Source organism: Streptomyces virginiae, from assembly GCF_000720455.1.
In the GTDB taxonomy this organism is placed as follows: domain Bacteria; phylum Actinomycetota; class Actinomycetes; order Streptomycetales; family Streptomycetaceae; genus Streptomyces; species Streptomyces virginiae.
Genome location: NZ_JOAK01000012.1, coordinates 325,477 through 347,829 on the forward strand (window position 1 = coordinate 325,477; position 22,353 = coordinate 347,829).

Below are 22,353 nucleotides of genomic sequence, written 5' to 3' on the forward strand. Positions count from 1 at the left end.
CGCGGCCCCAGACCGTACCGTGGCGTTCCCACGTCCCGGCCGCCGGAGGTGCCAGCACACATGCGGATCGCCACGACCGTCTTCCTCACCGACCGCACCGTCTCCCCCGTACGTCTCGCCCGCAGCCTGGAGGAGCGCGGCTTCTCGGGCCTCTACCTGCCGGAGCACACCCACATCCCGGTCGCCCGCGAGACCGCCGCGCCCATGGGCGGCGAACTCCCCGACATGTACGGCCGCACCCTCGACCCCTTCGTCGCCCTCGGCCAGGCCGCCGCGGTCACCGAGCACCTGCACCTGGGCACCGGCATCACCCTGGTCGCCCAGCACGACCCGATCGGCCTCGCCAAGCAGGTCGCGACCCTCGACCACCTCTCCGGCGGCCGTTTCACCCTGGGCATCGGCTACGGCTGGAACGTCGAGGAGGCCGCCGACCACGGCGTCGACTGGCGCACCCGACGCGACCTGGTCCGCGACCGCATGGCCCTGATGCGCGCCCTGTGGGCCCCGGAGCCGACGGCGTACGTGGGCCAGTTCTGCTCCGTCCAGGCCAGCAGCGCCCACCCCAAGCCCGCCCAGGCCCCGCGCGAACTCGGCCCCGGCACCGCCCTGCACGGCCCCCGCACCCTGATCGGCGGCGCGGCCGGCCCGAAGCTGTTCGCCGCCGTCGCCGACCACGCCGACGGCTGGCTCCCGATCGGCGGCGGCGGCCTGACCGAGTCGCTACCGGTGCTCCGCCAGGTCTGGGAGACCGCCGGACGCGATCCGAAGTCCCTCCAGGTGGTCCCGTACGCCGTGCAGCCCTCCCCGGGCAAGCTCGCCCACTACGCCGACCTCGGCATCGAGGAGGTCGTCCTCCAGCTCCCCTCGGCCCCCGAGCCGGACATCCTGCGCACCCTGGACGACTTCGCCCAGTACCTCTGACCTCTCCGCGCCCCGTACAGCAGCGGGGCCCGCCCGATCATGCGATCGGACGGGCCCCGGTTCACTTCTCCGCGGGTCCCTCAGGACGTGAAGTAGCCGTTCAGGTCGGCGATCACGTCGACGGCGCCCGAGTTGTTGAAGAACGTCACCCGGCCGTCCACCACCGGCACGACCACCAGGTTGGAGACGGTCTGCCCGGCCGTGTAGTTGAGGTTCGACACGTTCGGCCGCCCGGTGCCGTGCGGGTGCACGATGAGGTGGCCGTCCTGGGAGGGGTTGGTGACGGTGACGTTCAGGACCACCGCGGTCACTCCCGTGAGCGGCACTCCTTCGACCCCGGCGACCTGCAGGCTGACGATGCCGCCCCCGCCGACGGCTCCGGCGCGGGCGCCGGTCCCGTCCCGGGTGTCGAGCAGCCGGACCGGTGCACCGGCCGAGAAGGCCGAACCGGTGGCCGCGTAGTAGCCGGTGACGTCGGCGATGAGGTCCACCGAACCGGAGTTGTTGCGCAGGTCGACCTTGCCGTTCACCACCGGGACCGTCACCAGGTTCGGGACGATCTGCCCGGGCGTGAAGTTCAGGTTCGACACACCCGGTGCCGCCTGCCCGTTGGGGTAGACCGTCACATGGCCCGCCTCGGTCGGCTGGACGGCGGTGACGTTCATGACCACGGCCGTGACCCCGCTCGCCGGGACGCCCTTCACGCCGGCGACCTGGAGGGTGACGATCCCGCCCGGGCCGACGCGCTGCTTCGCCGCGCCCGTGCCGTCACGGGTGTCGAGGAACCGCGCCGGCGTGACCGGGTTGAGTGCGGAGCCGACCCCGGCCTGGTCGGTGTAGTAGCCGGTGACGTCGGCGATCAGGTCCACCGAACCGGAGTTGTTGCGCAGGTCCACCTTCCCGTTCACCACCGGCACCGTCACCAGGTTCGGGACGATCTGCCCCGGCGCGAAGTTGAGGTTCGACACCGAGGGCCTGGGCTGGCCGTTCGGGTAGACCATCACGTGCCCGGCCTCGGTCGGCTGCACCGCGGTCACGTTCATGACCACGGCCGTGACCCCGCTCGCCGGAATCCCCTTCACACCGGCGACCTGGAGGGTGACGACCCCGCCCGGGCCGACGCGCTGCTTCGCCGCGCCCGTACCGTCACGCGTGTCCAGGAACCGCGACGGACCGTGCGGCACGAACCGGCTCTTGGTTGCGGTGGTCGGCGCGGTCACCGTGTACGCCTTGGCGATCCGGTGCCCGATGTAGAGACCGACGTCGTACAGGCCCGGCTGGAGCCCGTTCGTGTCGACCAGGACCTTCATCGAGGTCCCGTCCGGACTCACCGAGAGCGGCTTCAGGTAGGGACCGTCGGCGAACTGCGAGCCGCTGGGCATCAGCTGGAGATAGCTGCCGAGCGTGAGGTCCACGCCGTGGACGACCGCCTGGTTCAGCTGTCCCGCCGGACCGCTCGCAGGGCTGATCCCGGACACCCACGGGCTCCGCTGCTGGCCCGTGCACTCCGTGATGCAGGTGCCCCCCAGGGTGAATTCGAGCGGCAGGACCGTCCTGCCGGCGCTCAGCATGAGGACGGCTTGGCCCGCCTGGGCGTCACTGTCGGCGGAGCAGCGGCTGCCGAAACCGCCGTCGCACTGGTACCTGGACGTGGTGCCGGTGCCTTCCCATACCCGGGGGTCCAGCAGGCTCAGCTCGGGAGTGACCTGGCTGCCGAGGTCGTTGGAGGTGCTCAGTCCGCCGACGCCGAAGCTCTGCGAGGGCTTCATGTCGACGACCGCGCAGTAGGCGCTGGAGGTCTCCGTCAGCACCCCGCTGCGGTCCGGGAAGCCCGCCACCGAGATCCGGTTCGCGGTGCACTCCGGCGCCCAGCCCGCGGACGTGCCGACCTTCCAGGTGTCCACGTCGGTGTGGATCGGCTTGTCCGCGTGGTTCTTGGTGTGGACGATCGCGACGTACGAGGTGGATCCGGTGACCCGGCAGGCCACGGTGTACTGCTCGCACAGGTGCTTGCCGGCGGCGTCGACCACCTGCAGCGTTGCCGTGGGGTCGTCCTTGCCGCCGGCCGTCCTGGCGCTCAGCCAGAACTTGTCGGTGGCGGCGCCGCTCACCCGCAGGCAGCGGGCGTCGAGCGCGGAGCCCAGGTCGAAGGACGTGGGCCGGCCGCCGACCTTCGTCGACACCGGGGCGGTGCAGTTCGCCGTCGCCGAGATGTCGCGGCGTGCCAGCTTGTAGGTGTCGGCCTGTCCGACCAGCATGACGGTGTACGGGGTGCCGGCAGTCAGGGGGCACGCCAGGACGGCGCCACCGGTGCACGCGACGTTGCCCGCGGCGTCGGCGACGTAGAACGTCCCCCACTGCCGGTTGAAGGGTTCGGAGTAGGACAGCACCTCGGCGGCCGCGTGCTTGTCGGCGGGCAGGCTCAGGCAGGACTGCCGTCCGTCCGAGGTCAGCTGCACCTCCGCTCCCACCGTGCCGTCGAAGCCGGTCCGCGGCCAGGCCGCGCATCCCGCGACCTCGCCGGTCCGGTGGACCGCCAGCGCGTACGCCTGCGACGGCGTACCGGTCAGGACGGCCCGGAAGGGCGCGGCCCCGGACAGCTTGCAGACCGGGTAATAGCCTGAGTACTCGCACTGCTTGAGGCCGGACGCGTCGTAGACCACGGCGCTGACGGCCTTACCGCCGGCGGGCGACCGGTCGAGCAGGTACACGCCGTTGCCGGAGGCGGTCGGCAGGGTCAGGCACAGCTTCTGCCCGGGTCCGCCGAAGGTGCCGGTCGCCGGCCCGGCGACGAGACCGTTGTCGTGGGTGGCGGTGCAGCCGCGGGTCTCCTTGGCGGAGTGCAGGGCCATGCCGAAGCCGGCCGGGGCCTCCGGCCTGGGGGCGGCCACCCAGGTGTGGTCGCCGGCGGGCAGGTCGCACGCGCCGTACTGGCAGGGCCCGGTGACCTCGGCGCCGGCCGCGGTGAACAGTTTTCCGGCGGGTACCGCCCCGTTCGCGACCGGGCCGAAGTTGTGCCAGGCGGGCTGGAAGACCCGCAGGGTGCGGCAGCGCGCCGTGGAGCTCAGGTCCGGGGAGACCCCGAACGCCTGCGGCTCCACCACCGCACAGCCCTCCGGGCGGGAGAGCCTCGCCAGGGTGACGTCATAGGCCGGCAGGCTCCCTCCGTCCGGGCGGAGCGCCATCGTGCGAAACGGCGCGGTACCGGTCAGCTTGCAGTCGAGCGCGACACTGCCGGTGTTCTGCCAGGCGTAGACGGTGGCGCAGATCTGCTTGCCGGTCGCGTCGTAGACGCTGTGGTGGACGTCGGTCGAGGACGAGTAGCTGCGCAGTACGTCGTTCGCGGCCAGGTCGAGCGTGTAGCAGTCACCTGCCGAACCAGCCGGCAGGGAGCCCTGGAACACCTTGGGCGCACCGAGCGCGCGGTCCGCGGGAGCGACCGTCTTGCAGGCGGTGGAAGAGACCAGCGGCAGGTACGAGGTCCAGAGCTGGCTCTGCGAGCCGCTGCCGTTGTCGACCTTCATCGTGTAGGTGCCCGCCTGAGCGGCAGGGCAGCGGACCGCTCCGTAGGCGTCGACATCGGCACCGAGCATGTGCTCGCACGCCACGGCGGCGCCCGTGGGGGAGGTCAGCTTGGGCCGAAGGACCCCGGGCGTCGTGGCGACCTGCAGGACGAGCACGTCCGGTGCGCTCAGCGTTATGGAGAAGGACGCCGTCGTGTTCGCCTCGACCGCGCAGTTGACGATCGTGCTCGGCTGCAGGGCCGTCGGGCAGGCACCGGCGGCCTGGCCACTCTGCTGGAGCGAGCGCACGACGGCTTCGCGATCGCCCTCCGGAGCGGGCTTCGGCGCGGGTGCGGCCTTGGGGCCGGCCTCGGGAGCGGCTCCGGCAGCAGTGCCGGACTGCGGTGAGGCGGTGGCGGCGGGCGGCTGTGTCGCCGCGGCGGCGGCTCCGGTCTGGCCGGTGAACGATGCCAGTACGGAGAGCAGCAGGACCCCGGACGCGACCGCGGCCCTGCCCCTCCCCGGTCTCTCGCGCGTTCTTCTGCCCGACGGCAGCAATCTCATGGAGCCCCCAGCTCAGCAAGCCTCGTCCTGTGTCCCTCACACGAAGGGCAGGCGGAGCTTACAAGCCCCCTACACGCCCCCCGCAGGGGGGCACGGTCGACGGGTCAGCTCCGCCCAGACCGTCTTGCCGACGATGCGGTCCGTGACGCCCCAGTGGGCGGCGACGGCGTCCACGATGCGCAGGCCGTAGCCGGACTCGGCCTGGTGGGCGTGCGGCTGGACGGCCGGGCGGCGGTCGCGGCGGGCGTCGGAGACCTCGATGCGCAGGAAGTCCTCCAGGAGCGTCAGCTTCAGCTCGAAGTCCCGCCCCGGGACGCGGCCGTGGCGGACGGCGTTGGCGGCGAGCTCGGCCACGAGGAGCCCCGCGTCGGCGGACAGGGCGGTGGTTTCCGGGAAGCCCCATGTGTGGAGCTCGACGAGGGCCAGCTGTCGGGCCAGCCGGGCCCCGCGGCAGGTGCTGGTGAAACGCTGAGTGAACACGCGTACGAGGGTCCGGGCGCGGCCGGAAGGTGCGGTCATGCGGCCAACATCCCGCCCGACCAGGCTCGTTCAACACCACCCGGACTCGTACAAACCAACTGTACGAGTCCACTCCCTGGACAGGCGCTGTCACCGTGCGTGAATCTGCCTGTCGGGGATCGGGGAGGTGACCGCCATGGTGAGTGCCGACGTCAGCGGTGACGGCGAGGTCGAGCCGGACGACAACCTGCGCAGCTTCGGCGAAACGGTCAAGGCCTCCCGCAAGCGCGCCGGCCTGACCCAGGAGCAACTGGCGCCGCTGATCGGGTACTCGGTCCAGTACGTCGGCTCGGTCGAGCAGGGCCGCCGCCACCCGTCGGAGAAGTTCGTGCACAAGACCGAGGCGGTCCTGGACACCTTCGGCGTCATCGACATCGCCGCCAGGCAGCTGACGCGGCGGCGCGGCCTGGCGACGTGGTTCCGTCGGTGGGCGGAGCTGGAGGAAGTGGCCGTCACCCTCAATACGTACGAGTGCCACTCCGTGCCGGGTCTGCTCCAGCCGGAGTCGTACGCCCGCGCCCTCATCGACAGCGTCCCGCCGCTGGCCACCGCGGAGGAGGCGGAGGCCCGTGTCGCGGTCCGCCTGGAACGGCAGAAGCTGCTCCACCGCACCCCCTACGCCCTCTTCAGCTTCGTCATCGAGCAGGCGCTGATCGAGCGGCGGACGGGCGGCCCGCAGGTCACGCGGGAGCTGGTCGACCGGCTCCTGGAGTGCGGTGACCTCCCCAACGTGGACGTCCAGATCATGCCGCTGGTCCAGCCGGTGCACGCGGGCACCGACGGCCCCTTCCGACTCCTGGAAACCGATGAACACGAGTGGCTGGGCTACAGCGAGGGGCAGAAGACCGGCCAGGTCATCACCGACCCGAAAGCCATCAGCGTGCTCCACCAGCGGTATGCCAAACTTCGCATCCAGGCCCTCAATCCTGCGGACAGCACGGGCCTGTTGATGCGAATGCGAGGTTCCCTGTGAACAGCTCCGACTTGCGATGGTTCAAGAGCAGCTACAGCGGAAGCGAAGGCGACGACTGCGTCGAGGTCGCCCTCTCCTGGCACAAGTCCACGTACAGCGGAAGCCAGGGCGACGACTGCGTCGAGGTCGCCGCCTGCCCCGACGCCGTGCATGTCCGGGACTCCAAGGTGACGGCCGGCCCCGAGCTGGCCGTCACCCCCGGCGTCTGGACCGCGTTCCTGGGCGGCGTCACCTCCACCCGCTGAACGGCGGCGCGGCTACCGCTCCCCGGTCTCCTCCTCGGAGGGGAACCGGGCGAGCGGGGCCTCGCGCTCGAAGAAGGTCTTGGCGCGGGTCAGCGCGCGCTCGTCGGCGCGTACCTGGCCGGGCCGGGAGCCGTTGCCGAGCAGCACCCCGCCGAAGCGCATCCCCATGTAGGCGGCCGTGTTGTTGAGGCTGGTGATCAGCCCGTCCGCGGTGGCCTCGTTCTCGTCGGCCATCGCCGTGACGCCCCACAGGGTGCGGCCGCCCATCCGCTTCTTGAAGTCCAGGCCGGGGACTCCCAGCCAGCCGGACCAGTAGTCGAGGTAGCGCTTGGTGTTGGCGGAGACCGCGTACCAGTACAGGGGCGAGGCGATGACGATGTCGGTGGCCTCCAGCGTGAGCCGGCGCAGCTCCTCCTCCTGCTCGCTCACCGGCCAGGTCCCGTCCTCGTGCCGGCCGTCCTGGAAGTCGGGCAGCGGGTCCTCCGCGAGGTCCACCCAGCGCTGCGGGATGCCGGCGGGAAGCTGTTCGGCGGCGGCCCGGGCGAGGATCTCGGTGTTGCCGTCCGGCCGGGAACTGCCGAGGACGAAGAGGAACGAGCGGTCGGCGTCGGTGAGTATGTCGGTCGTCATGCGGCGTGCAACCCTCCCCGCTGACGGAGCTATTCCGTCCGCGTCCGGGGCGGGCGAAATTCCCTCGACGACGCGACCGGCCGCCGTGGACCATGACAGCCGGACGGATCGAGATCGAGGGGGACGAACCGGGCATGCCCGCACCACAGCCACAGGACCAAGGCCTCTGGGAGACGCTCCCGGCGGGCATCCGCACCCAGGTCGACGGCTACGTCCTCCAGGACCGCCTCCTGCCGGCGGTGAGGCTCGTCTGGGACGCCGGGCGGGCCCACGGCATCGGCCTGCACGACGCCGAGACGGTGGTCCACGAGCGGTACGCCTTCCACGGCGACCGGATCGCCCGTACGCCCGAGTGTCCGCTGGACCTGGAGTCCCTGGCCGCTCTCGCCGGCGGCCTGCCGGGGCGGGTGGCGGCGATCGAGGCCGTCTGGGACGGGGACACCGTCCACAACTGGTTCGTGAACCTCCTGGCGGTCACGGACGATCCGGACGAGGAGCGGCCCCTCGCCACGGTCTACGGCCGCCGCGACCGCGACCCGGCCGAGGCCGCCGCCGAAGCGGGCCGCACCCTGGCCGACCACCTCGGCGTACCGTTCCACTTCGCCAGCCCCGACACCCCGGACGACGAAGCCCCGCGCTGGCGGCCCTGAAAGGAGCCCGGTCCGGATGCCAGGACAGCGCAAACGCAAGCAGAAGCAGCGGCGGGACTGGGAACGCAGCCGGCCGGACAGGGTCCCCGGGCACTGGGAACCGCTGTTCTCGACGCAGGTGCACTCGGAGCTGAAGGAGTTCGTCCGCCGCCTCCACGAGGAGGGCACGGTCACCGATCCGGCGCAGCTGCGGATCGACATGTTCTGCGGCCGCCTCACCCACCCGTCGAGCTACCGGGTGAGCGTCTACGTACCCGACGTGGAGCAGGCCGGCGGTGGCGGGGAATCGCGCCGTTGACGTCGGGAAGCGGCCGGATAGGACCTGCTCACTTTGCGAGGGGGGCGCAGGGCAGTGGGATTCGACAGCCGCTGCCGACCCCCACACGTGTCCAGGGGGTCGGAACACACTTGAGACTGTCCCGTGCCGTGGGAGCCACCGCGCTCGCACTGGCCACATCCATCGGGGCGCTGGTCGCCGCACCAACGGCAGCCACCGCCACTCCGGCCCCGGGGGGCGAGGCCGTGCTCGCGGCCGAGCCGGGGGCCTTCCCGCCGGAGCTGATCCTCCTGACCGCGGGCAAGGGCATGGTGCTCAAGGACAGGAGGAACAGGGAGCCGATTTCGTGGCGTCATCCCGACGGCAGGAAGACGCCGCTCGACTGCGGTGGCGGGGTCGCCGCGCTCGGGGACGAGATCGCCTGCACGAGCGCCTCGGACCTGAAGATCCGCAACTTCGACACGGGGGCGGCCGAATCGGTTCCGGCCAGGGCGAACCTGACCTGGACCAACGCCATGTCTCCGACCCAGGTGCTGGCGTACGAGAAGGACGCGAACAGCCGGTACGTGCTCCATCTGCTCGGTCGCGCGAACGAGCCGCGCAAGGACGTCCCGGTGACGGGCGCCGGGCCCATGGGGTCCTTCGCCGTTCTCGCGTCGGACGCGCGCGGCGCGCTCCTCGAATACTGGAACACGGCCGAGGAAGGCGGGCACGGGCACCGCTACCTCGACTACGCCACGGCCACGCTCCGGGAGCTCCCGCGCCCCTCGGGCGTCGACTCCGCGTACAACAAGGCGTCGCTGGGCTCGAAGTGGATCGCCATGGTCCAGTTCGACGACGCCGTCATGGTGTCGAGGACCGACCCCTCCGTGACCCGCACGCTGTCCCTCCCCGGACCGGACCGGGTCATGCCGGTCGGTGACTGGCTGATCGCGGACACCACGAGGGGCTGGGACGACTCGGTGTCGGCCTACCCGGTGGACGGCGGCACACCCCGACCGCTGCTGGGCAAGCTGGACGGGCCGCTGCTCCTGGGCCCCGACGGCGGCGCTTACGGGCTCTCCACCACCATCGGCAGCGGCCGCTGGGGCGTCCACGGCATCTCCACGGACGCCCAGGGCACCCTGCGGGTCCAGGAAGCCCTCGCACTCACGCCCCGGCCCTCGGACCGCAAGAGCATCGCCTTCGCCCAGGGCGACCTCTCCGCCCTGCACCTCGACCAGACCTAATCCGTCCTGGGCTACCGCGTGTCGGTGAAGGGTCCGCTGTCGGTCGCCCCGGCGCCCTTCTGGCGCTGCGACACCTCGCGCGAGGACCCCTCCTGCCAGCACGCGGCCTCCACGAGGTCCGGAAACGCGGCGACGGGTGACGGTCGGGTCGTCGGAGTGACGGCCGACAGTACGTCGTGCACCCAGGGCTGCGCGTACACGGCCTACATCCGGGACGCCCGCACCGGCGGCGCCCACCGCACCGTGAAGCTGCCCGGCGCCCTGCAGTCGGCCACGATGCTGAGCGCCTCCGGCCGCCATGTACTGATCCGTGTGCAGGAGAACGGGACCGAACGGCTCATGGTCCTCGACATCGACAGCGGCAAGCCCCTGGACATCAAGCCCGCCTCGACCGCGGGACTGTGGGGCTCCCTGCTCTGGCAGCCCGAGGGCGACAAGGGCGTCGTGGCGGCGACCGATCTGCGGACCGGCCAGGTCACGCGGCGCGTCGACCTCGGGTCGGGCTGCCGTCCGTACGAGCTGCAGGCGAACGGCGACTGGTTCTACTCGACCTGCTCCGCCGAGGGCGCCGCCGCGGCCGCTTACCACGTGCCGACACGGAAGCGGGTCCCGGTGCCCTTCGTCGCCGAAAAGCCCCACGGCGCGGTGGAGCTCGGCGACGGCTACCTCGCCCACGAGGGCTACGGCAGGCTGGACGTCTACAACCTGCGTTCCGGCACGGCGGTGAAGGAGCACCGCGTCGACGACTTCGCGGCGGGCGGTCCCAGCGTCGGCTTCGCCGTAGACCGCTTCGGCGGCCGCCTGGCATACCTGGGGCAGGACGAGACCGTCCACGTGGTCGCAGTCACCGGCGCCGGCTCCCCGCTCGCTGTCATCGACCAGAGCGTCCCCGGCACCCTGGACTCCAAGAGCACGACCGGCCGCCAGGCCCGTTGGTGGCTGTCCAAGCCCGCCGCGTCCTGGAAGCTGCTCGTGCGCAACCCGACCTCGGGCATCTCGACCGTCGTCCGCACCGGCGGCGAGACGCGCGGTGTGATCGATCTGACCTGGGACGGGAAGGACCAGGCGGGCCGCACGGTCGCCAACGGACCGTACGAATGGACGCTGCTCGTCAGCCCTGCGGACGGCCAGGGGGGCCCGCTCACCGCGACGGGTTCCATCACCCTCAAGGGCGCGACCTCGCAGGCGGGCCGGCCGACCCGGCCCTGAGTCGTACCGCCACGCGGTGAGGCCCCTCGCTCCGGCGAGGGGCCTCTTGTCCTTCCGCCGGCTCGGCGTCAGCTCATCAGGGGCGAGCCCGTGAGCTGCCAGGTGATGGGGCCCTTGCCGTCGCCCTCGATGTCGTAGACGACGGTCGCGTCGCCGGACCACTGCTTGGCCGGGTCCAGGGTCACCGCGGGGGTCAGGCAGGTGAAGCTGCTCTCGGGCGCGGCGTTGATGTTGGCCGTGACGTCGCAGGTCTTGCTGTTGACCACGACGTCGGTGCCGCCCGGGACCCGGCTCTCCAGACGCGTCGTCACCTTGAAGGAGGTGAAGCGCTTGCTGGTCATGTCGGACTGGCCGTCGTTGATGAAGCCCCAGTTGACGGTCGCCTTGCCGCGGACCTTGCCGTCCGCGACGGCCTCGACGCAGGTCGGTACGGACAGCTGCGCCTCCGGGATGATCCCGGTCATCACCTGGATGCGGGCGTTGGTGCCGGCGGTCGAGCAGGTCTGCGCCGCGCTCGCCTGCGAGACGGAGATGACGCCGCAGAAGGCGATCGCCGCGGCGCCGACGGCCGAGGCGCGCAGAAGGTTCTTGTGCATCGTTCGTTTCCCCCATGTCGGGCTGAAGCAGAGGCCGGACGGACCCTGAAATGGTCGTTTCGGCCCATGTCGCTCCCCCCGAGAAGCGGCATGAGCGGGCCGTCGGCAGGGTCGATCTTAGGCCGATGCATCACCCAACACGAAGCGCATTTACCCAGGTCAGGACCTATGTGGCCGGTATTCGATCCTGCCCTGAAGGTGAGGGTGAGACCCTGGTCCGCCCGCGCCGCACGGCCCGGGGAGAGCCGCCACGGCTAAGCGGAATCCGAGGTGGCCGGTGACGGGACGATTACCGGCCACGTAGGCGCGGCGCGCCCCGTACGCTGCCGGACATGATCGATGCACGTACCCATGTCCGTGTCGCCCGGCCCTCCCTGGACCTGCGCGCGGCCGAGCGTTTCTACGTCGACGGGCTCGGGCTGGAGGTCCAGTGGCGGAGCGCCGAGAGCGTGCCCGGTGAGCACGACCTGCTGATGGTCGGACCGGCCGGGGGCGGGTGGCACTTCGAGCTCACCCGGGACGCCTCGAACCCGATCGCGCCCGCCCCCACGGTCGACGACCTCTTCGTGCTGTACCTCGGCGAGAAGCCCGACGAGGCCCTCGTGCAGCGCCTCGTCGAGCACGGCGGGACCCGGGTGGTCGCCCACAACCCGTACTGGGACGAGTGGGGCGTCACCGTCGAGGACCCCGACGGCTACCGGCTGGTGCTCTGCTCCCGCACCTGGGGCTGGTCCGCCGGGGCGTCGGCCGTCCAGAAGCGCGCCAGCGCCGCCTCCTTGTAGGGCGCGGGGCTCACGCTCAGGTCTCCGGCGAAGGGCCGGTCCAGGGCCACCACCAGGAGCAGGCTGAATCCGATCAGCCCGGCGACGGCCGACACGAAGAGCAGCTGCATCTTCAGGCTGCGCAGCCCGAAGAGGAAGGTGAGCGGGACGATCACGAGCGCGCCTCCGTAGACGAGCACCTGGAGCAGGACCGGCAGGGAGGTCTCGGCCATCGTGATCCGGGCCCGGCGCTGCGCGTTGAGGTCGTTGAGGCTGGAGGCCGCCTCCCCGTAGAAGGTCTCGGCGCGGGGCCCCTGCGGCTCGTAGGCCATGAGGGCCTGGTACAGGGCGTGCGTCTGCGCGCCGGTCGCCTCGTAGCTGGGCCGGCCCTCGCGCATCAGGGGCCACTGCACCTCGACGACGGCGTGCGAGTACGCGCCGACGGCCGCGTGCACCCTCGCGCGGTCGGCCGCGGGGAAGGCGTCGGCGCTGCGTACGACGGCCGCCAGGTCGCTGGCCTCGGCGGCGATGATGCTCTGGGTGGTCTCCAGCTGCGTCCACAGGGTGACGACGACGAAGGCGAGGATGATGCCGTAGATCGCGCCGAACATGCCGAGCGCGACCCCGACCATCTCGTTGTGCTCCCCCTGGGCCAGGTGCGGGAAGCGGCGGCGGGCCGCGACGCTCCCGGCCACGGCGAGCCCGGTGAGGCCGCCGACGAGGAGGACGGCGATGACGAAGGTGCTGAGGCTGTTGAGCAACCAGAGGATCATGCGCTGCTCAACGAGCGGGGCGGGTCGAAATCCCGGCCCGCCCCCGTACCGGCCCGGATCAGTCGACCTTCGGGGTCTTCGGCAGCCCGGCGTCCAGGGCGGAGCCGGCGCCGCCGAGTGAGCTGTCGGTCGCCTTCGTGGCGGAGCCGACCGCGCCCTGGGTCACCGCGACCGCCGTCTTGGTGTCCTGAACGGTCTGCGCGGGGTGGTCGGCGATGTCGACGACACGGCCGACGAGCGGCGCCGCCCCGGCGGCCGGCTCGTCGGCGGCGTGCGCGGCGGCGGGAACGAGTGCGAGGGCGGCGCCCCCGGACAGGACCAGGGCGGCGAGCGTGCGCTTCATGGCAGTCATGCCCGGCCCAACGACCTCCCGCACCCGAGGTCACCGCCGGGAACGCCGGCGGCCCCGGATCGGGGGGATCGATCCGGGGCCGCGGGGATGACTCGGCGGGTGGCGTTGCGGGTGCCGTCGGGGGGTCGGGTCAGTCCTCGACCACCAGGGCCGGGGTGGACTTCGTGAGGACCTCGCCGCGGAAGAAGGCGGGGCTGCGGCGCTCGGTGACGAACATGATCACCAGGCCGAGGGCCAGCAGGCCGACGCCGATGATGAAGACGCTGCCGACGCCGAGGACGGTGGAACCGGATCCGTAGGACGGGTCCCACATGTCGAAGAGGGTCTTGCAGAACACCGCGGCCAGGAGGACTCCGCCGAGGACCGGGAAGACGCCCTTGAAGAACAGGTCGCGGGAGGAGCGGCGCAGCTCGGCGCGGAAGTACCAGGCGCAGGCGAAGGCGGTCAGCGAGTAGTAGAAGCAGATCATCAGGCCGAGCGCGAAGATCGTGTCGGTCAGGACGTTCTCGCTGACCAGGGTCATCACCGTGTAGAAGAGCCCGGTGGCGGCGCCCGCCATGACGGTGGCGCGGCCCGGGGTCTTGAACTTGGGGTGGACCTTGGCGTAGGAGGGCGGCAGCGCCTCGTACGTCGACATCGCGAGGACCGTGCGGGCCACCGGGATGAAGGTGGTCTGCAGGGAGGCCGCGGCGGAGGCCAGGACGGCGACGAAGAGCAGGATGCCGAGGACCGGGCCCATCACCGGGCCGGCGAGGGCCGCGAAGACGTTGTCGGAGGTCTCCTCGTTGGCGAGGCCGAGGCCTTCGCCGCCCGAGCCGACGGCCATCTGGGCGGCGACGCCGGTGGCGAGGTAGGAGCCGACCAGGACGACCATCGCGATGAGCGAGGCGCGGCCGGGGGTCTTCGTGGAGCCGGTGGTCTCCTCGTTGGTGGCCAGGCACGCGTCCCAGCCCCAGTACATGAAGATCGAGAGCGAGAGTCCGGCCGTGAAGGCCGCCATGGATTCGACCGCGAAGGGGTTCATCCAGGACCAGGAGAAGTCCAGGCCGGTGTCGAAGGTGCCGGCGGAGGCCTTCTGGAAGGCCATCGCGACGAAGACGGCGAGCACGACGAGCTGGAGGCCGACCAGGGCGTACTGGACGCCCTTGGTGGCGGTCATGCCGCGGTAGCTGATGGCGGTCGCGAGGGCGATCAGGGTGAGGCAGGTGGCGATGTGGACGAGCTTGTTGTCGTCCAGGGCGGCGATCGACGGATTGCCCGTGATCTCACCGGCCAGCAGCCAGAAGTAGGAGGTGGCGACGCCCGCGAGGTTGGAGAGGACGATGATCGTGGCGATCACCAGGCCCCAGCCGCACATCCAGCCGATCCGCGGGCCGAAGGCCTTGACGGTCCAGGTGAAGGAGGTGCCGCAGTCCGGCATGGCCTTGTTGAGTTCGCGGTAGGCGAAGGCGACCAGGAGCATCGGGAGGAAGCCGGCGAGGAAGATCGCGGGCATCTGCATGCCGACCTCGCCGGCGGTGGAGCCGAGGGTCGAGGTCAGGCAGTAGACGGGGGCGACGGTGGAGATGCCGATGACGGCGCTGCCCACGAGCCCCACGGACCCCTTGCCGAGGCCCTTGCCGCGAACATCGCCGTCGGCGACGCCGCTTACCGTGTCTCCGGCCCGAGGCCGAACGTCCAGCTGAGTCATGGGTCAGGACGTTAGATGGTGCGTATTCCACATCTGGAGGATCGGACTCCGGAAGAGAACAGGCCCTGACGCCTTGGAATCTTGCGGGCAAGACAGTTCACGAGCACTTAATGAAAGGTTCACTCAGGCACCCAACCGCGAATCAGCAGGCTCGACCGAGAAGCTTTCGGTATGCGGAAACCGCAGGCATGTCCGATTTGCACTTTTCCAAACTTTCCCTCGTGACTTTGCGGTGACCACTGGTAACGGGGTACGCGGACCAGTTTGCCGTGGACATGATCACCGTCTTAGAGTCGCCGCCGTTCAAGGTCATCAACGGGGGAGTCATCACGCACATGCGCACCGGAACACTGCTGGCATCGGCCGCGGCCGTCACCGCCCTGTTCACCCTCACCGCCTGCGGAGGCGGCCAGAACCCGACCGTGGGAGGCATCGGCTCCGACACCGGGACCGGGACCGGCGGGGTCACGGACGGCGGGCCCCACGAGGGCACCCTGGAGAACCCGACGAAGAACGGCGGGGTCAACGGCAACGCCCCCAAGGACGGGACCGCGTTCCAGAAGCTGCCCAAGGCGGGCACCATGGCCGCGGCCGCCCGCTTCGTCAACGGCTACACCAAGTGCGACCCGATCAGTCCCGACCGCGGCGACGGCGGACCGAGCGAGGGCCCGGAGGCCTCGTTCGGCGCGAACGCCACCGTGACCGAGACCGGATACTGCGGCAGGCGGAACACCACCACCATCGTCCTCTACAAGGACGCGAAGGCCTTCCAGACCGCCTTCAAGGACCAGACGGCGAAGGAAGGCAGCGGGAACCGCAACAGCGGCATCGTCGTCGGCCAGGACTTCGCCATGGGATCCGAGAGCTCGGACGCCATGAGCGCCCTGCTCCAGCCCCGGGCCGGACTGCTCATGCTCAACTGCCACGCGGACTTCAACCCGCCGAGCGGCTTCCGCAAGGAGCCCGCCCTGGTGAAGGGCTGTGTCCTCACCGACTACTACAAGGACTGACGGACCGGCGACCCCACAGCCCGGCGGACCGGCGGGCCGGCGGCCTCCGGACCCGCGGGCCTCCGGACCGGCGGACCGGCGGACCGGGCGGGCGATCCGTGAGACTGTCCCCATGCCCACGGCCGATGAGCTCCTCAGCGCGGACACCGTCACCACCCTGGCCCGCCTCCTCGCCCGGTCCGGCGGTCGCCGGACCGCGCCCGCCCTGACCGCCCGCGCCACCGCCCTCGACGGGCTGACGTACAGCGGCCGGGTCGCCGCCGTCCGCGACGCCGTCCTCGCCGACCTCCCCGAGGACTGGCCCGCCTTCGAGGCCGTCGTGCGCACCGCCCTCGCCGAGCCCGGCTTCGCGGGATGGATGACCTTCCCCGTCAACGAGGCCGTCGCCGTCCGCGGGCTGGAGGTGTTCGAGCCCGGACTGGAGCTGCTGCACGACCTCACCTCCCGGCTGACCGCCGAATCCGCGGTACGGCCCTTCCTGCGCGCCGACCCGGACCGCGCCCTGGCCGTCGTACGGAAGTGGACGGGCGACCCGGACCCGCACGTACGGCGCCTCGCCAGCGAGGGCACGCGCCCCCGCCTGCCGTGGGCCCCGCAGCTCCCCGCGTTCGTCGCCGACCCCCGCCCCGCCCTGCCGGTGCTCGACGCCCTCTACACCGACGAGTCCGAGTACGTCCGCCGCTCCGTCTCCAACCACCTCAACGACATCAGCCGGGACCATCCCGACCTCGCCGTCGAGACCGCGGCCCGCTGGCTGGCCGGGCCCGCCGGCACGACGGACCGCGTCGTCCGGCACGGCCTGCGCACCCTGGTCAAGGCGGGCCGGCCCGAGGCGCTGACCCTCCTCGGGCACGCCCCGGACGTACCGGTCACCGTGCACGGGCCGGTGGTGACCACCCCGCGCGTGGCCGTCGGGGAGTACCTCGTCTTCGACTACGCCGTCACCAACACCGGCGAGCTCCCGGCCGAGCTGGTCATCGACTACGTCGTGCACCACACGAAGGCGAACGGCACCCGCACCCCGAAGGTCTTCAAGCTCGTCACCCGCCCGCTGGCCCCCGGCGAGACCCTCGGCGGCACCAAGCGGCACTCCTTCAAGCCGATCACCACCCGCCGCTACCACTCCGGCGAGCACCTGGTGCAGCTCCAGGTCAACGGCCGGGTCCGCGGCGAGGCCGTATTCTCGCTGGACGCCGGATGATCACTGCGGCATGCTGCGGGGCATGACCTACGGAATCGAGTCCCACCCCGCCCGGTGAGCGCCCGCGAAGAGCGCCCGGCGCTCAGCTCCCGGACGACCTCCCTCTACGACTACGCCCTCTTCCGCCACGGCATCGAGCCGGACGGCCGCGTCCCGCGCAAGGGTTTTCCCCTGCCCGAGAGCCCTGCGGAGCCCAGCCGCGCAGACCTGACCTGGCAACAGGCGCACATCGAAGTCACCGACGCCCTCACCCCCCTGCTCTGCGACCCCGATCCGGTACGGGCCGCCGCGGCAGTCCACAGGGCGGCCGCCGAACTGGCCATGCCCCATCGCACCCTGCGCGCCCACACCGCACGGCTCGCCCTCGCCGACGAGGACGCCGCCCGGCGGACCGCCCGGCAACTGACCCGCACCGGTACCGACGCCGCGGCCGTCGGCGTCGGCATGGCCCTGCTGATCCGCCTCGGCGAGCCCGAGGACGTGCCCTGCCTCAAGGCCCTCGGCATGCTCCACGGTCTCGCGGACGCCGCGAGCGCCGCCCTCGACCCGCTCGACCGGCAGGCCGCCGCCCTGCTGGTCATCCGCAGCCGAGACCGGCGCGGGGAGCTGACCGCGCTGACCGACGCGATCACCACCGGCGACGCGGAGGCCACCCGGTCGGCTCTGGTCTCCCTGCCGGACGAGCCGGAGGCCATGTGGCTCGCCCGGCGCATCGCCGAGGCCGCCGACCTGCACGGGCTGCTCCGGGCCCGGCCGCAGGACGCCGAGCTGCTCGCGCTGACCGGCCGGCTGCTGCACCGGATGGCAGACCAACAGGACGGCCGCGCCGACATCCTCGGCTACCGGCCCGCCCGGGCCGTGTACGAGGCCCTGGTCCGGCACGCCGACCGGCTGCCCCCGACCCCGGAGCACCGGTCGCTGCTGCTGTCGGTCGCCCTCGACCTGCACAGCGGCCCCGCCGTACTGCTGAACTGGCGGCCCGGGCGGCGCCGGACCCTGCTCGACGCCCTGGACGGGCTGCTGCCCGCCACCGCGCCGGAATCCGTACCCGGCGACCGCGAGGCGGCCTGGTTCCGGCGCAACCGGCACCTCCCCTTCGCCCGCGCCGAGGACGGGGACCGCCCGCGGTGGGAGGTGGTCGTCGTCCACGGGTCCGCGGACTCCTCCGCCGTCGAGACCCGGATCCTGGCCGACGGAGTCCCGCTCGTCGCCGCGCTCTTCGGGAAGGGGCGGGGCAACCCGCCCGAGTACCTGCTCGACAGCGGGCGGCTGCGCGCCGCACCGGAGCCCCGGGAGGTGCAGCTCGCCGAGGCGTACTGCACCGAGGGCTGCTGCGGCGCCCTGTACGTGACGATCCGCCGGGACGGCGACGAGGTGGTGTGGGACGGCTGGCGCGGAGCGGTCGGCCCGCCGCCGCCCCCTTGTCGCTTCGACGCCGCCGCCTACGACGCCGAGCTGGCGCGGGCCGAACGGGACCACTCCTGGTGCTGGCCGGCCCGCAGCACCGCCCGGCTGATCGCGGCGGGCCTGCGGGAACGTCCCGAGCTGGCGGCCCGGTGGGAGCTTTCGCAGCACTGGGTCGGCACCGACTGGCGGGACCCGGACGCCGTGGTGCTCCACCTCCGCCACGAACCGTCCGCGCCGCCTCCCGGCACCGGGGGATCGCTCTCCTTCCATTGGTCGCTGCCCGACGACGACGGCCCGCCCCGGGACCGGGCGGCCGCCGTCCTGCGACGACTGGAGACGGACGACCCGAAGGCCTTCGCCACCTTCGGCGGAGGCAACGACGAGCTGGCCCGGGCTCTCGGCTACCGCCCACCCCCGCCCGCCCCGCAGACATGACCCGACTCCGGCCGGGGGCGACCGCCCCCGGCCGGAACTCCCTAGCCCGGCCAGACGATCGACTGGACCTCGCTGTAGGCGTGCAGGGCGTACGAGCCGACGTCGCGGCCCACACCGCTGCGCTTGAAGCCGCCGAACGGGGCCTCCATGTTCCGGCCGATGGTGTTCACGCCGACCCCGCCCGCGCGCAGCCGCCGCGCGATGCGGAAGGCGCGCGCCGAGTCGCCGGACCACACGTAGCTCAGCAGCCCGAAGTCGCTGTCGTTGGCCAGGTGGACCGCCTCGTCCTCGTCGCCGTCGAAGGGGACGACCACGACGACCGGGCCGAAGATCTCCTCGCGGACCACCCGCATGTCGTTCGTGCAGTCCACGAGCAGGGTCGGGGCGACGTAGAAGCCGCGGCCGTCACCGACCACGGGGCGCTCCCCGCCGTGGAGGACCCGCGCGCCCTCCTTCCTGCCCAGCTCGACGTACGACTCCACGCGGTCGCGGTGGGCCGCCGAGATGACCGGGCCGACGACCGTCCCGGCCGCCGCCGGGTGGCCGACCTTCATGAAGGCCAGGTAGCCGGTGAGCTTCTCGATCAGCTGCTCGTGGACCGAGCGGTGGACGATCACGCGGGTGGGGGCGGTGCAGATCTGGCCGGAGTAGAAGGAGAAGGTGGTCCCGATCCCCATCACCGCCGCGTCCAGGTCGGCGTCGTCCATGACGACGGCCGCGCCCTTGCCGCCGAGTTCCATCAGCTGCCGCTTCATCGTGCGGCCGCAGACCTCCGCGATGCGCTGTCCGACGCCGGTGGAGCCGGTGAAGGACACCATGTCCACGTACGGGGAGTCCACCGCGGCCTCGCCGACCTCCACCGCCTGCCCGCCGACCACGTTGACGACGCCCGCCGGGACCCCGGCCTCGTGCAGGGCCTGCGCCATCTTGAAGACGGACAGGGGGTCCTGTGGCGCCGGCTTGACGACGACCGTGTTGCCCATGGCCAGGGCGGGTGCCACCTTGCCGGCCGGGTTCGCCCACGGGTTGTTGTAGGAGGTGATGCAGGTGACCACGCCGACCGGCTGGCGGACCTCCAGGGCGCCCAGGATGCTCGCCCTCCCCATCGGGCCGGACTCCGTGACCTGTGGCGGCAGCCCCTTCTCGACCGGTTCCAGCGCGCCCTTGGCGTACCGGCGGAAGCGGGCGACGCCGACGCCGACCTGCATGCCCCGCGCGATCCCGGTCGGCGCGCCCGTCTCGGCCTGCGCCAGCGCCGTCCACGGCGCGAACTCGCGCTGCATGATGTCCGCGGCCCGGTCGAGGATCGCCGCCCGTGCCTGCGGGGTCGTGCGCGACCAGCTCTCGAAGGCCTCGGCCGCGGCGCGGGCGGCTTCGGCGACCTGTTCGCGCGAGGCCTCGGGGGCGAGACCGACCACCGACTCGTCGGCCGGGTTGACCACTTCGTAGTGGCCGCCGGCCGGCTCCACCCACTCGCCGCCGATGTAGAGGGGTTGGGTGTTCAACGGGTGCTCACCGTCCTCGTGTCCCGGCCCGACCGCAGCACGGTGCCCGGGACGGCGCCCGTCACCTCGTCGTCGCGGATGGTCTCCACGCCGTTGACCCGGACCGAGACGATGCCGATGGCCCGCGCGTCCAGGCGGGGGCTGTCGCCGGGCAGGTCGTGGACGAGGGTGGCCGGGCCGGCCTCGATCCGCTCGGGGTCGAAGAGGACCAGGTCCGCGTGGTAGCCCTCGGCGAGCCGGCCGCGCTCGCGCAGCCCGAACAGCCGGGCCGGGTCGTCCGTGAGCATCCGTACGGCCTCTTCCAGCGGCACCAGCTTGCGGCCGCGCAGGCAGTCGCCGAGGAAGCGGGTCGTGTACGGGGCTCCGCACATCCGGTCCAGGTGCGCGCCGGCGTCGGAGCCGCCGAGCATGACGTCCTCGTGCTGCCACGTCTCGGCGCGCAGGGCCCAGCTCGCCGGGTCGTTGTCGGTGGGCATCGGCCAGAGCACGGTGCGCAGTTCGTCGTTGGCGCAGATCTCCACGAGGCACTGGAAGGGGTCCTGGCCGCGTTCGGCGGCGATGTCGTTCACGACCCGCCCGGAGAGCCCCTCGTTCTCCTTGCTGTAGGTGTCGCCGATGACGTACCGGCCGAAGTTGGCCAGGCGCCGGAAGACTCCGGCTTCCCTGCTGTCGGCGCGGCGCAGCATCTCGGCGCGGACGTCCGGGTCGCGGAGCTTGGCGATCCGCTCGGGGACGGGCAGGCCGAGGACCTCTCCCCAGCCGGGGATGAGGTTCAGCGCGCAGAAGGTGCCGAGCGACATGTTCATGGGGGTGAGGATCGGCATCGTCAGCGCGACGATGCGGCCCCCGGCCTTGCGGGCGCGTTCGCTGGGGACGAGCTGGCGCGGGACCCGTTCGGGGACGGCGGCGTCGATGGTGAGGACGTTCCAGTTCAGGGGCCTTCCGGCGGCGGCGCTCATGTCGACGAAGAGGTCGATCTCCTCGTCGGAGAACTGGTCGAGGCAGCCGGCGACGATCGCTTCGAGCTGGGTGCCCTCGTGTTCGGCGACGGCTTTCGACAGGGCGAGGAGTTCGGCGGGCTTCGCGTGCCGGGAGGCGACGGGGGCGCCGGCGCCGTCGGAGTGGGTGGAGGACTGGGTGGTGGACAGGCCCCAGGCGCCGGCGTTCATGGCGTCGTGGAAGAGGTCCAGCATCTGCTGCATCTGCTCGGGGGTGGGCTGTCCGCCGACGGCCGCCTCGCCCATGACGTGGCGGCGCAGGGCGCAGTGCCCGACCATGAAGCCGGCGTTGACGGCGATGCGTCCTTCCAGGGCGTCGAGGTATTCGCCGAAGGTGGACCAGGTCCAGTCGACGCCTTCCTCCAGGGCCTTGAGGGCCATGCCCTCGACCTTGCTCATCATGCGGCGCGTGTAGTCGGCGTCCTCGGGGCGGTCCGGGTTGAGCGGGGCGAGGGTGAAGCCGCAGTTGCCGCCGGCGATGGTGGTGACGCCGTGGTTCATGGAGGGCGTGGCGTAGGGGTCCCAGAAGAGCTGGGCGTCGTAGTGCGTGTGCGGGTCGACGAAGCCGGGGGTGAGGACGAGGCCGGTGGCGTCCTCGCTGGTGCGGGCGTCTTCGGTGACGGTGCCGGGTTCGGCGATGACGGCGATGCGGCCGTCGCGTATGCCGAGGTCCGCGACGCGGGCGGGGGCGCCGGTGCCGTCCACGACGGTCGCGCCCTTGATCAGGTGGTCGAGCATGACGTCCCTTCTGCCGGTGTTCGCGTTGCGCCGTGCGTGGGGGCTCCACCCGCCTTCAGCCCCGCCGGCGGGGCTGGATGTGGCCCCGGCCGGTGGCCGCCCGGCCGGGGCCGGTGCGGGACGGCGGTCCGGGAAGACGCCGTCCCCGTCGGTGCGCCCCGCAGGGG

20 protein-coding genes are annotated in these 22,353 nt (G+C 72.0%); 11 read left to right on the forward strand and 9 right to left on the reverse strand.

Annotated elements, in window-relative coordinates:
* Positions 1-60: 60 nt before the first annotated feature.
* Positions 61-921, forward strand: a complete 861-nt coding sequence (locus IG86_RS0120240) for a TIGR03619 family F420-dependent LLM class oxidoreductase (RefSeq protein WP_030898489.1) — start codon at positions 61-63, stop codon at positions 919-921.
* 80 nt (positions 922-1,001) lie between these two features.
* On the opposite strand, the gene IG86_RS44480 is transcribed toward IG86_RS0120240, so the two are convergent.
* Positions 1,002-4,988, reverse strand: coding sequence for a hypothetical protein (locus IG86_RS44480; protein ID WP_157854852.1), 3,987 nt, complete (start codon positions 4,986-4,988; stop codon positions 1,002-1,004).
* A gap of 69 nt (positions 4,989-5,057) precedes the next feature.
* On the reverse strand, positions 5,058-5,507 hold the full coding sequence (locus tag IG86_RS0120250; protein ID WP_037942736.1) for an ATP-binding protein: 450 nt from the start codon (positions 5,505-5,507) through the stop codon (positions 5,058-5,060).
* 136 nt (positions 5,508-5,643) lie between these two features.
* Here IG86_RS0120250 and IG86_RS0120255 point away from each other — a divergent pair, with 136 nt between their 5' ends.
* Both IG86_RS0120255 and IG86_RS0120260 read left to right on the forward strand, forming a co-directional pair.
* Positions 5,644-6,480 (forward strand): helix-turn-helix domain-containing protein, encoded by an 837-nt coding sequence (locus tag IG86_RS0120255; protein WP_030898499.1) that lies wholly within the window; start codon positions 5,644-5,646, stop codon positions 6,478-6,480.
* Positions 6,477-6,725, forward strand: coding sequence for a DUF397 domain-containing protein (locus tag IG86_RS0120260; RefSeq protein WP_030827095.1), 249 nt, complete (start codon positions 6,477-6,479; stop codon positions 6,723-6,725). Before IG86_RS0120255 ends, IG86_RS0120260 begins: the two co-directional genes overlap by 4 nt.
* 12 nt (positions 6,726-6,737) lie before the next feature.
* Here IG86_RS0120260 and IG86_RS0120265 read toward each other — a convergent pair whose 3' ends face one another.
* Positions 6,738-7,355 carry a flavodoxin family protein gene (locus IG86_RS0120265; protein ID WP_030898501.1) on the reverse strand — a complete coding sequence of 206 codons (618 nt, stop codon included), beginning with the start codon at positions 7,353-7,355 and terminating at the stop codon, positions 6,738-6,740.
* Between the two features lie 134 nt (positions 7,356-7,489).
* Between IG86_RS0120265 and IG86_RS0120270 the strand changes: the two genes are divergently transcribed.
* From IG86_RS0120270 to IG86_RS0120290, 4 genes are all read left to right on the forward strand, one after another.
* Complete coding sequence (locus IG86_RS0120270) at positions 7,490-8,005, forward strand: hypothetical protein (RefSeq protein ID WP_030827087.1); 516 nt, start codon at positions 7,490-7,492, stop codon at positions 8,003-8,005.
* A gap of 16 nt (positions 8,006-8,021) precedes the next feature.
* Entirely contained in the window at positions 8,022-8,303 is a 282-nt protein-coding gene (locus tag IG86_RS0120275; protein ID WP_030649002.1) for a hypothetical protein, read from the forward strand.
* A gap of 110 nt (positions 8,304-8,413) precedes the next feature.
* Positions 8,414-9,511 carry a hypothetical protein gene (locus IG86_RS0120280; protein WP_157854853.1) on the forward strand — a complete coding sequence of 366 codons (1,098 nt, stop codon included), beginning with the start codon at positions 8,414-8,416 and terminating at the stop codon, positions 9,509-9,511.
* Between the two features lie 24 nt (positions 9,512-9,535).
* The gene (locus IG86_RS0120290) at positions 9,536-10,720 is read left to right on the forward strand and encodes a FlgD immunoglobulin-like domain containing protein (protein ID WP_157854854.1); all 1,185 of its coding nucleotides are present in this window, start codon (positions 9,536-9,538) and stop codon (positions 10,718-10,720) included.
* Between the two features lie 68 nt (positions 10,721-10,788).
* Here the strand turns inward: IG86_RS0120290 and IG86_RS0120295 are convergent, their stop codons facing one another.
* Entirely contained in the window at positions 10,789-11,316 is a 528-nt protein-coding gene (locus IG86_RS0120295) for a hypothetical protein (protein WP_051785294.1), read from the reverse strand.
* 332 nt (positions 11,317-11,648) lie between these two features.
* Between IG86_RS0120295 and IG86_RS0120300 the strand changes: the two genes are divergently transcribed.
* Positions 11,649-12,098, forward strand: coding sequence for a VOC family protein (locus IG86_RS0120300; RefSeq protein WP_173429228.1), 450 nt, complete (start codon positions 11,649-11,651; stop codon positions 12,096-12,098).
* Here IG86_RS0120300 and IG86_RS0120305 read toward each other — a convergent pair.
* The 3 genes from IG86_RS0120305 to IG86_RS0120315 all read right to left on the reverse strand — a co-directional run bounded on the left by IG86_RS0120305 (position 12,011) and on the right by IG86_RS0120315 (position 14,892).
* The gene (locus IG86_RS0120305) at positions 12,011-12,850 is read right to left on the reverse strand and encodes a bestrophin-like domain (protein WP_030827077.1); all 840 of its coding nucleotides are present in this window, start codon (positions 12,848-12,850) and stop codon (positions 12,011-12,013) included. The two genes, IG86_RS0120300 and IG86_RS0120305, sit on opposite strands and share 88 nt — an antisense overlap.
* 58 nt (positions 12,851-12,908) lie before the next feature.
* Positions 12,909-13,202 carry a hypothetical protein gene (locus IG86_RS0120310; RefSeq protein ID WP_030827074.1) on the reverse strand — a complete coding sequence of 98 codons (294 nt, stop codon included), beginning with the start codon at positions 13,200-13,202 and terminating at the stop codon, positions 12,909-12,911.
* A 130-nt stretch (positions 13,203-13,332) separates the two neighbouring features.
* The gene (locus tag IG86_RS0120315) at positions 13,333-14,892 is read right to left on the reverse strand and encodes an APC family permease (RefSeq protein ID WP_030827071.1); all 1,560 of its coding nucleotides are present in this window, start codon (positions 14,890-14,892) and stop codon (positions 13,333-13,335) included.
* A gap of 275 nt (positions 14,893-15,167) precedes the next feature.
* Between IG86_RS0120315 and IG86_RS40045 the strand changes: the two genes are divergently transcribed.
* The 3 genes from IG86_RS40045 (at position 15,168) to IG86_RS0120330 (ending at position 18,945) form a co-directional block, all read left to right on the forward strand.
* Positions 15,168-15,902: a hypothetical protein gene (locus tag IG86_RS40045; protein ID WP_157854855.1), complete on the forward strand. Its 735-nt coding sequence runs from the start codon at positions 15,168-15,170 to the stop codon at positions 15,900-15,902.
* A 112-nt stretch (positions 15,903-16,014) separates the two neighbouring features.
* Complete coding sequence (locus IG86_RS0120325; RefSeq protein ID WP_030827054.1) at positions 16,015-17,103, forward strand: DNA alkylation repair protein; 1,089 nt, start codon at positions 16,015-16,017, stop codon at positions 17,101-17,103.
* A 54-nt stretch (positions 17,104-17,157) separates the two neighbouring features.
* The gene (locus tag IG86_RS0120330) at positions 17,158-18,945 is read left to right on the forward strand and encodes a hypothetical protein (RefSeq protein ID WP_030898516.1); all 1,788 of its coding nucleotides are present in this window, start codon (positions 17,158-17,160) and stop codon (positions 18,943-18,945) included.
* Between the two features lie 41 nt (positions 18,946-18,986).
* On the opposite strand, the gene IG86_RS0120335 is transcribed toward IG86_RS0120330, so the two are convergent.
* Together IG86_RS0120335 and IG86_RS0120340 are read right to left on the reverse strand one after the other, a co-directional pair.
* Positions 18,987-20,450: an aldehyde dehydrogenase family protein gene (locus tag IG86_RS0120335; protein WP_030898519.1), complete on the reverse strand. Its 1,464-nt coding sequence runs from the start codon at positions 20,448-20,450 to the stop codon at positions 18,987-18,989.
* Positions 20,447-22,186 (reverse strand): N-acyl-D-amino-acid deacylase family protein, encoded by a 1,740-nt coding sequence (locus IG86_RS0120340; protein WP_030827044.1) that lies wholly within the window; start codon positions 22,184-22,186, stop codon positions 20,447-20,449. Before IG86_RS0120340 ends, IG86_RS0120335 begins: the two co-directional genes overlap by 4 nt.
* Between the last annotated feature and the right edge of the window lie 167 nt (positions 22,187-22,353).

Coding starts and splice junctions, on each gene's coding strand:
- IG86_RS0120240 (WP_030898489.1), top strand. CDS start 61: ATGCGGATCGCCACGACCGTCTTCCTCACCGACCGCACCGTCTCCCCC.
- IG86_RS44480 (WP_157854852.1), bottom strand. CDS start 4,988: ATGAGATTGCTGCCGTCGGGCAGAAGAACGCGCGAGAGACCGGGGAGG.
- IG86_RS0120250 (WP_037942736.1), bottom strand. CDS start 5,507: ATGACCGCACCTTCCGGCCGCGCCCGGACCCTCGTACGCGTGTTCACT.
- IG86_RS0120255 (WP_030898499.1), top strand. CDS start 5,644: ATGGTGAGTGCCGACGTCAGCGGTGACGGCGAGGTCGAGCCGGACGAC.
- IG86_RS0120265 (WP_030898501.1), bottom strand. CDS start 7,355: ATGACGACCGACATACTCACCGACGCCGACCGCTCGTTCCTCTTCGTC.
- IG86_RS0120270 (WP_030827087.1), top strand. CDS start 7,490: ATGCCCGCACCACAGCCACAGGACCAAGGCCTCTGGGAGACGCTCCCG.
- IG86_RS0120275 (WP_030649002.1), top strand. CDS start 8,022: ATGCCAGGACAGCGCAAACGCAAGCAGAAGCAGCGGCGGGACTGGGAA.
- IG86_RS0120295 (WP_051785294.1), bottom strand. CDS start 11,316: ATGCACAAGAACCTTCTGCGCGCCTCGGCCGTCGGCGCCGCGGCGATC.
- IG86_RS0120300 (WP_173429228.1), top strand. CDS start 11,649: ATGATCGATGCACGTACCCATGTCCGTGTCGCCCGGCCCTCCCTGGAC.
- IG86_RS0120305 (WP_030827077.1), bottom strand. CDS start 12,850: ATGATCCTCTGGTTGCTCAACAGCCTCAGCACCTTCGTCATCGCCGTC.
- IG86_RS0120310 (WP_030827074.1), bottom strand. CDS start 13,202: ATGACTGCCATGAAGCGCACGCTCGCCGCCCTGGTCCTGTCCGGGGGC.
- IG86_RS0120315 (WP_030827071.1), bottom strand. CDS start 14,892: ATGACTCAGCTGGACGTTCGGCCTCGGGCCGGAGACACGGTAAGCGGC.
- IG86_RS40045 (WP_157854855.1), top strand. CDS start 15,168: ATGATCACCGTCTTAGAGTCGCCGCCGTTCAAGGTCATCAACGGGGGA.
- IG86_RS0120325 (WP_030827054.1), top strand. CDS start 16,015: ATGCCCACGGCCGATGAGCTCCTCAGCGCGGACACCGTCACCACCCTG.
- IG86_RS0120340 (WP_030827044.1), bottom strand. CDS start 22,186: ATGCTCGACCACCTGATCAAGGGCGCGACCGTCGTGGACGGCACCGGC.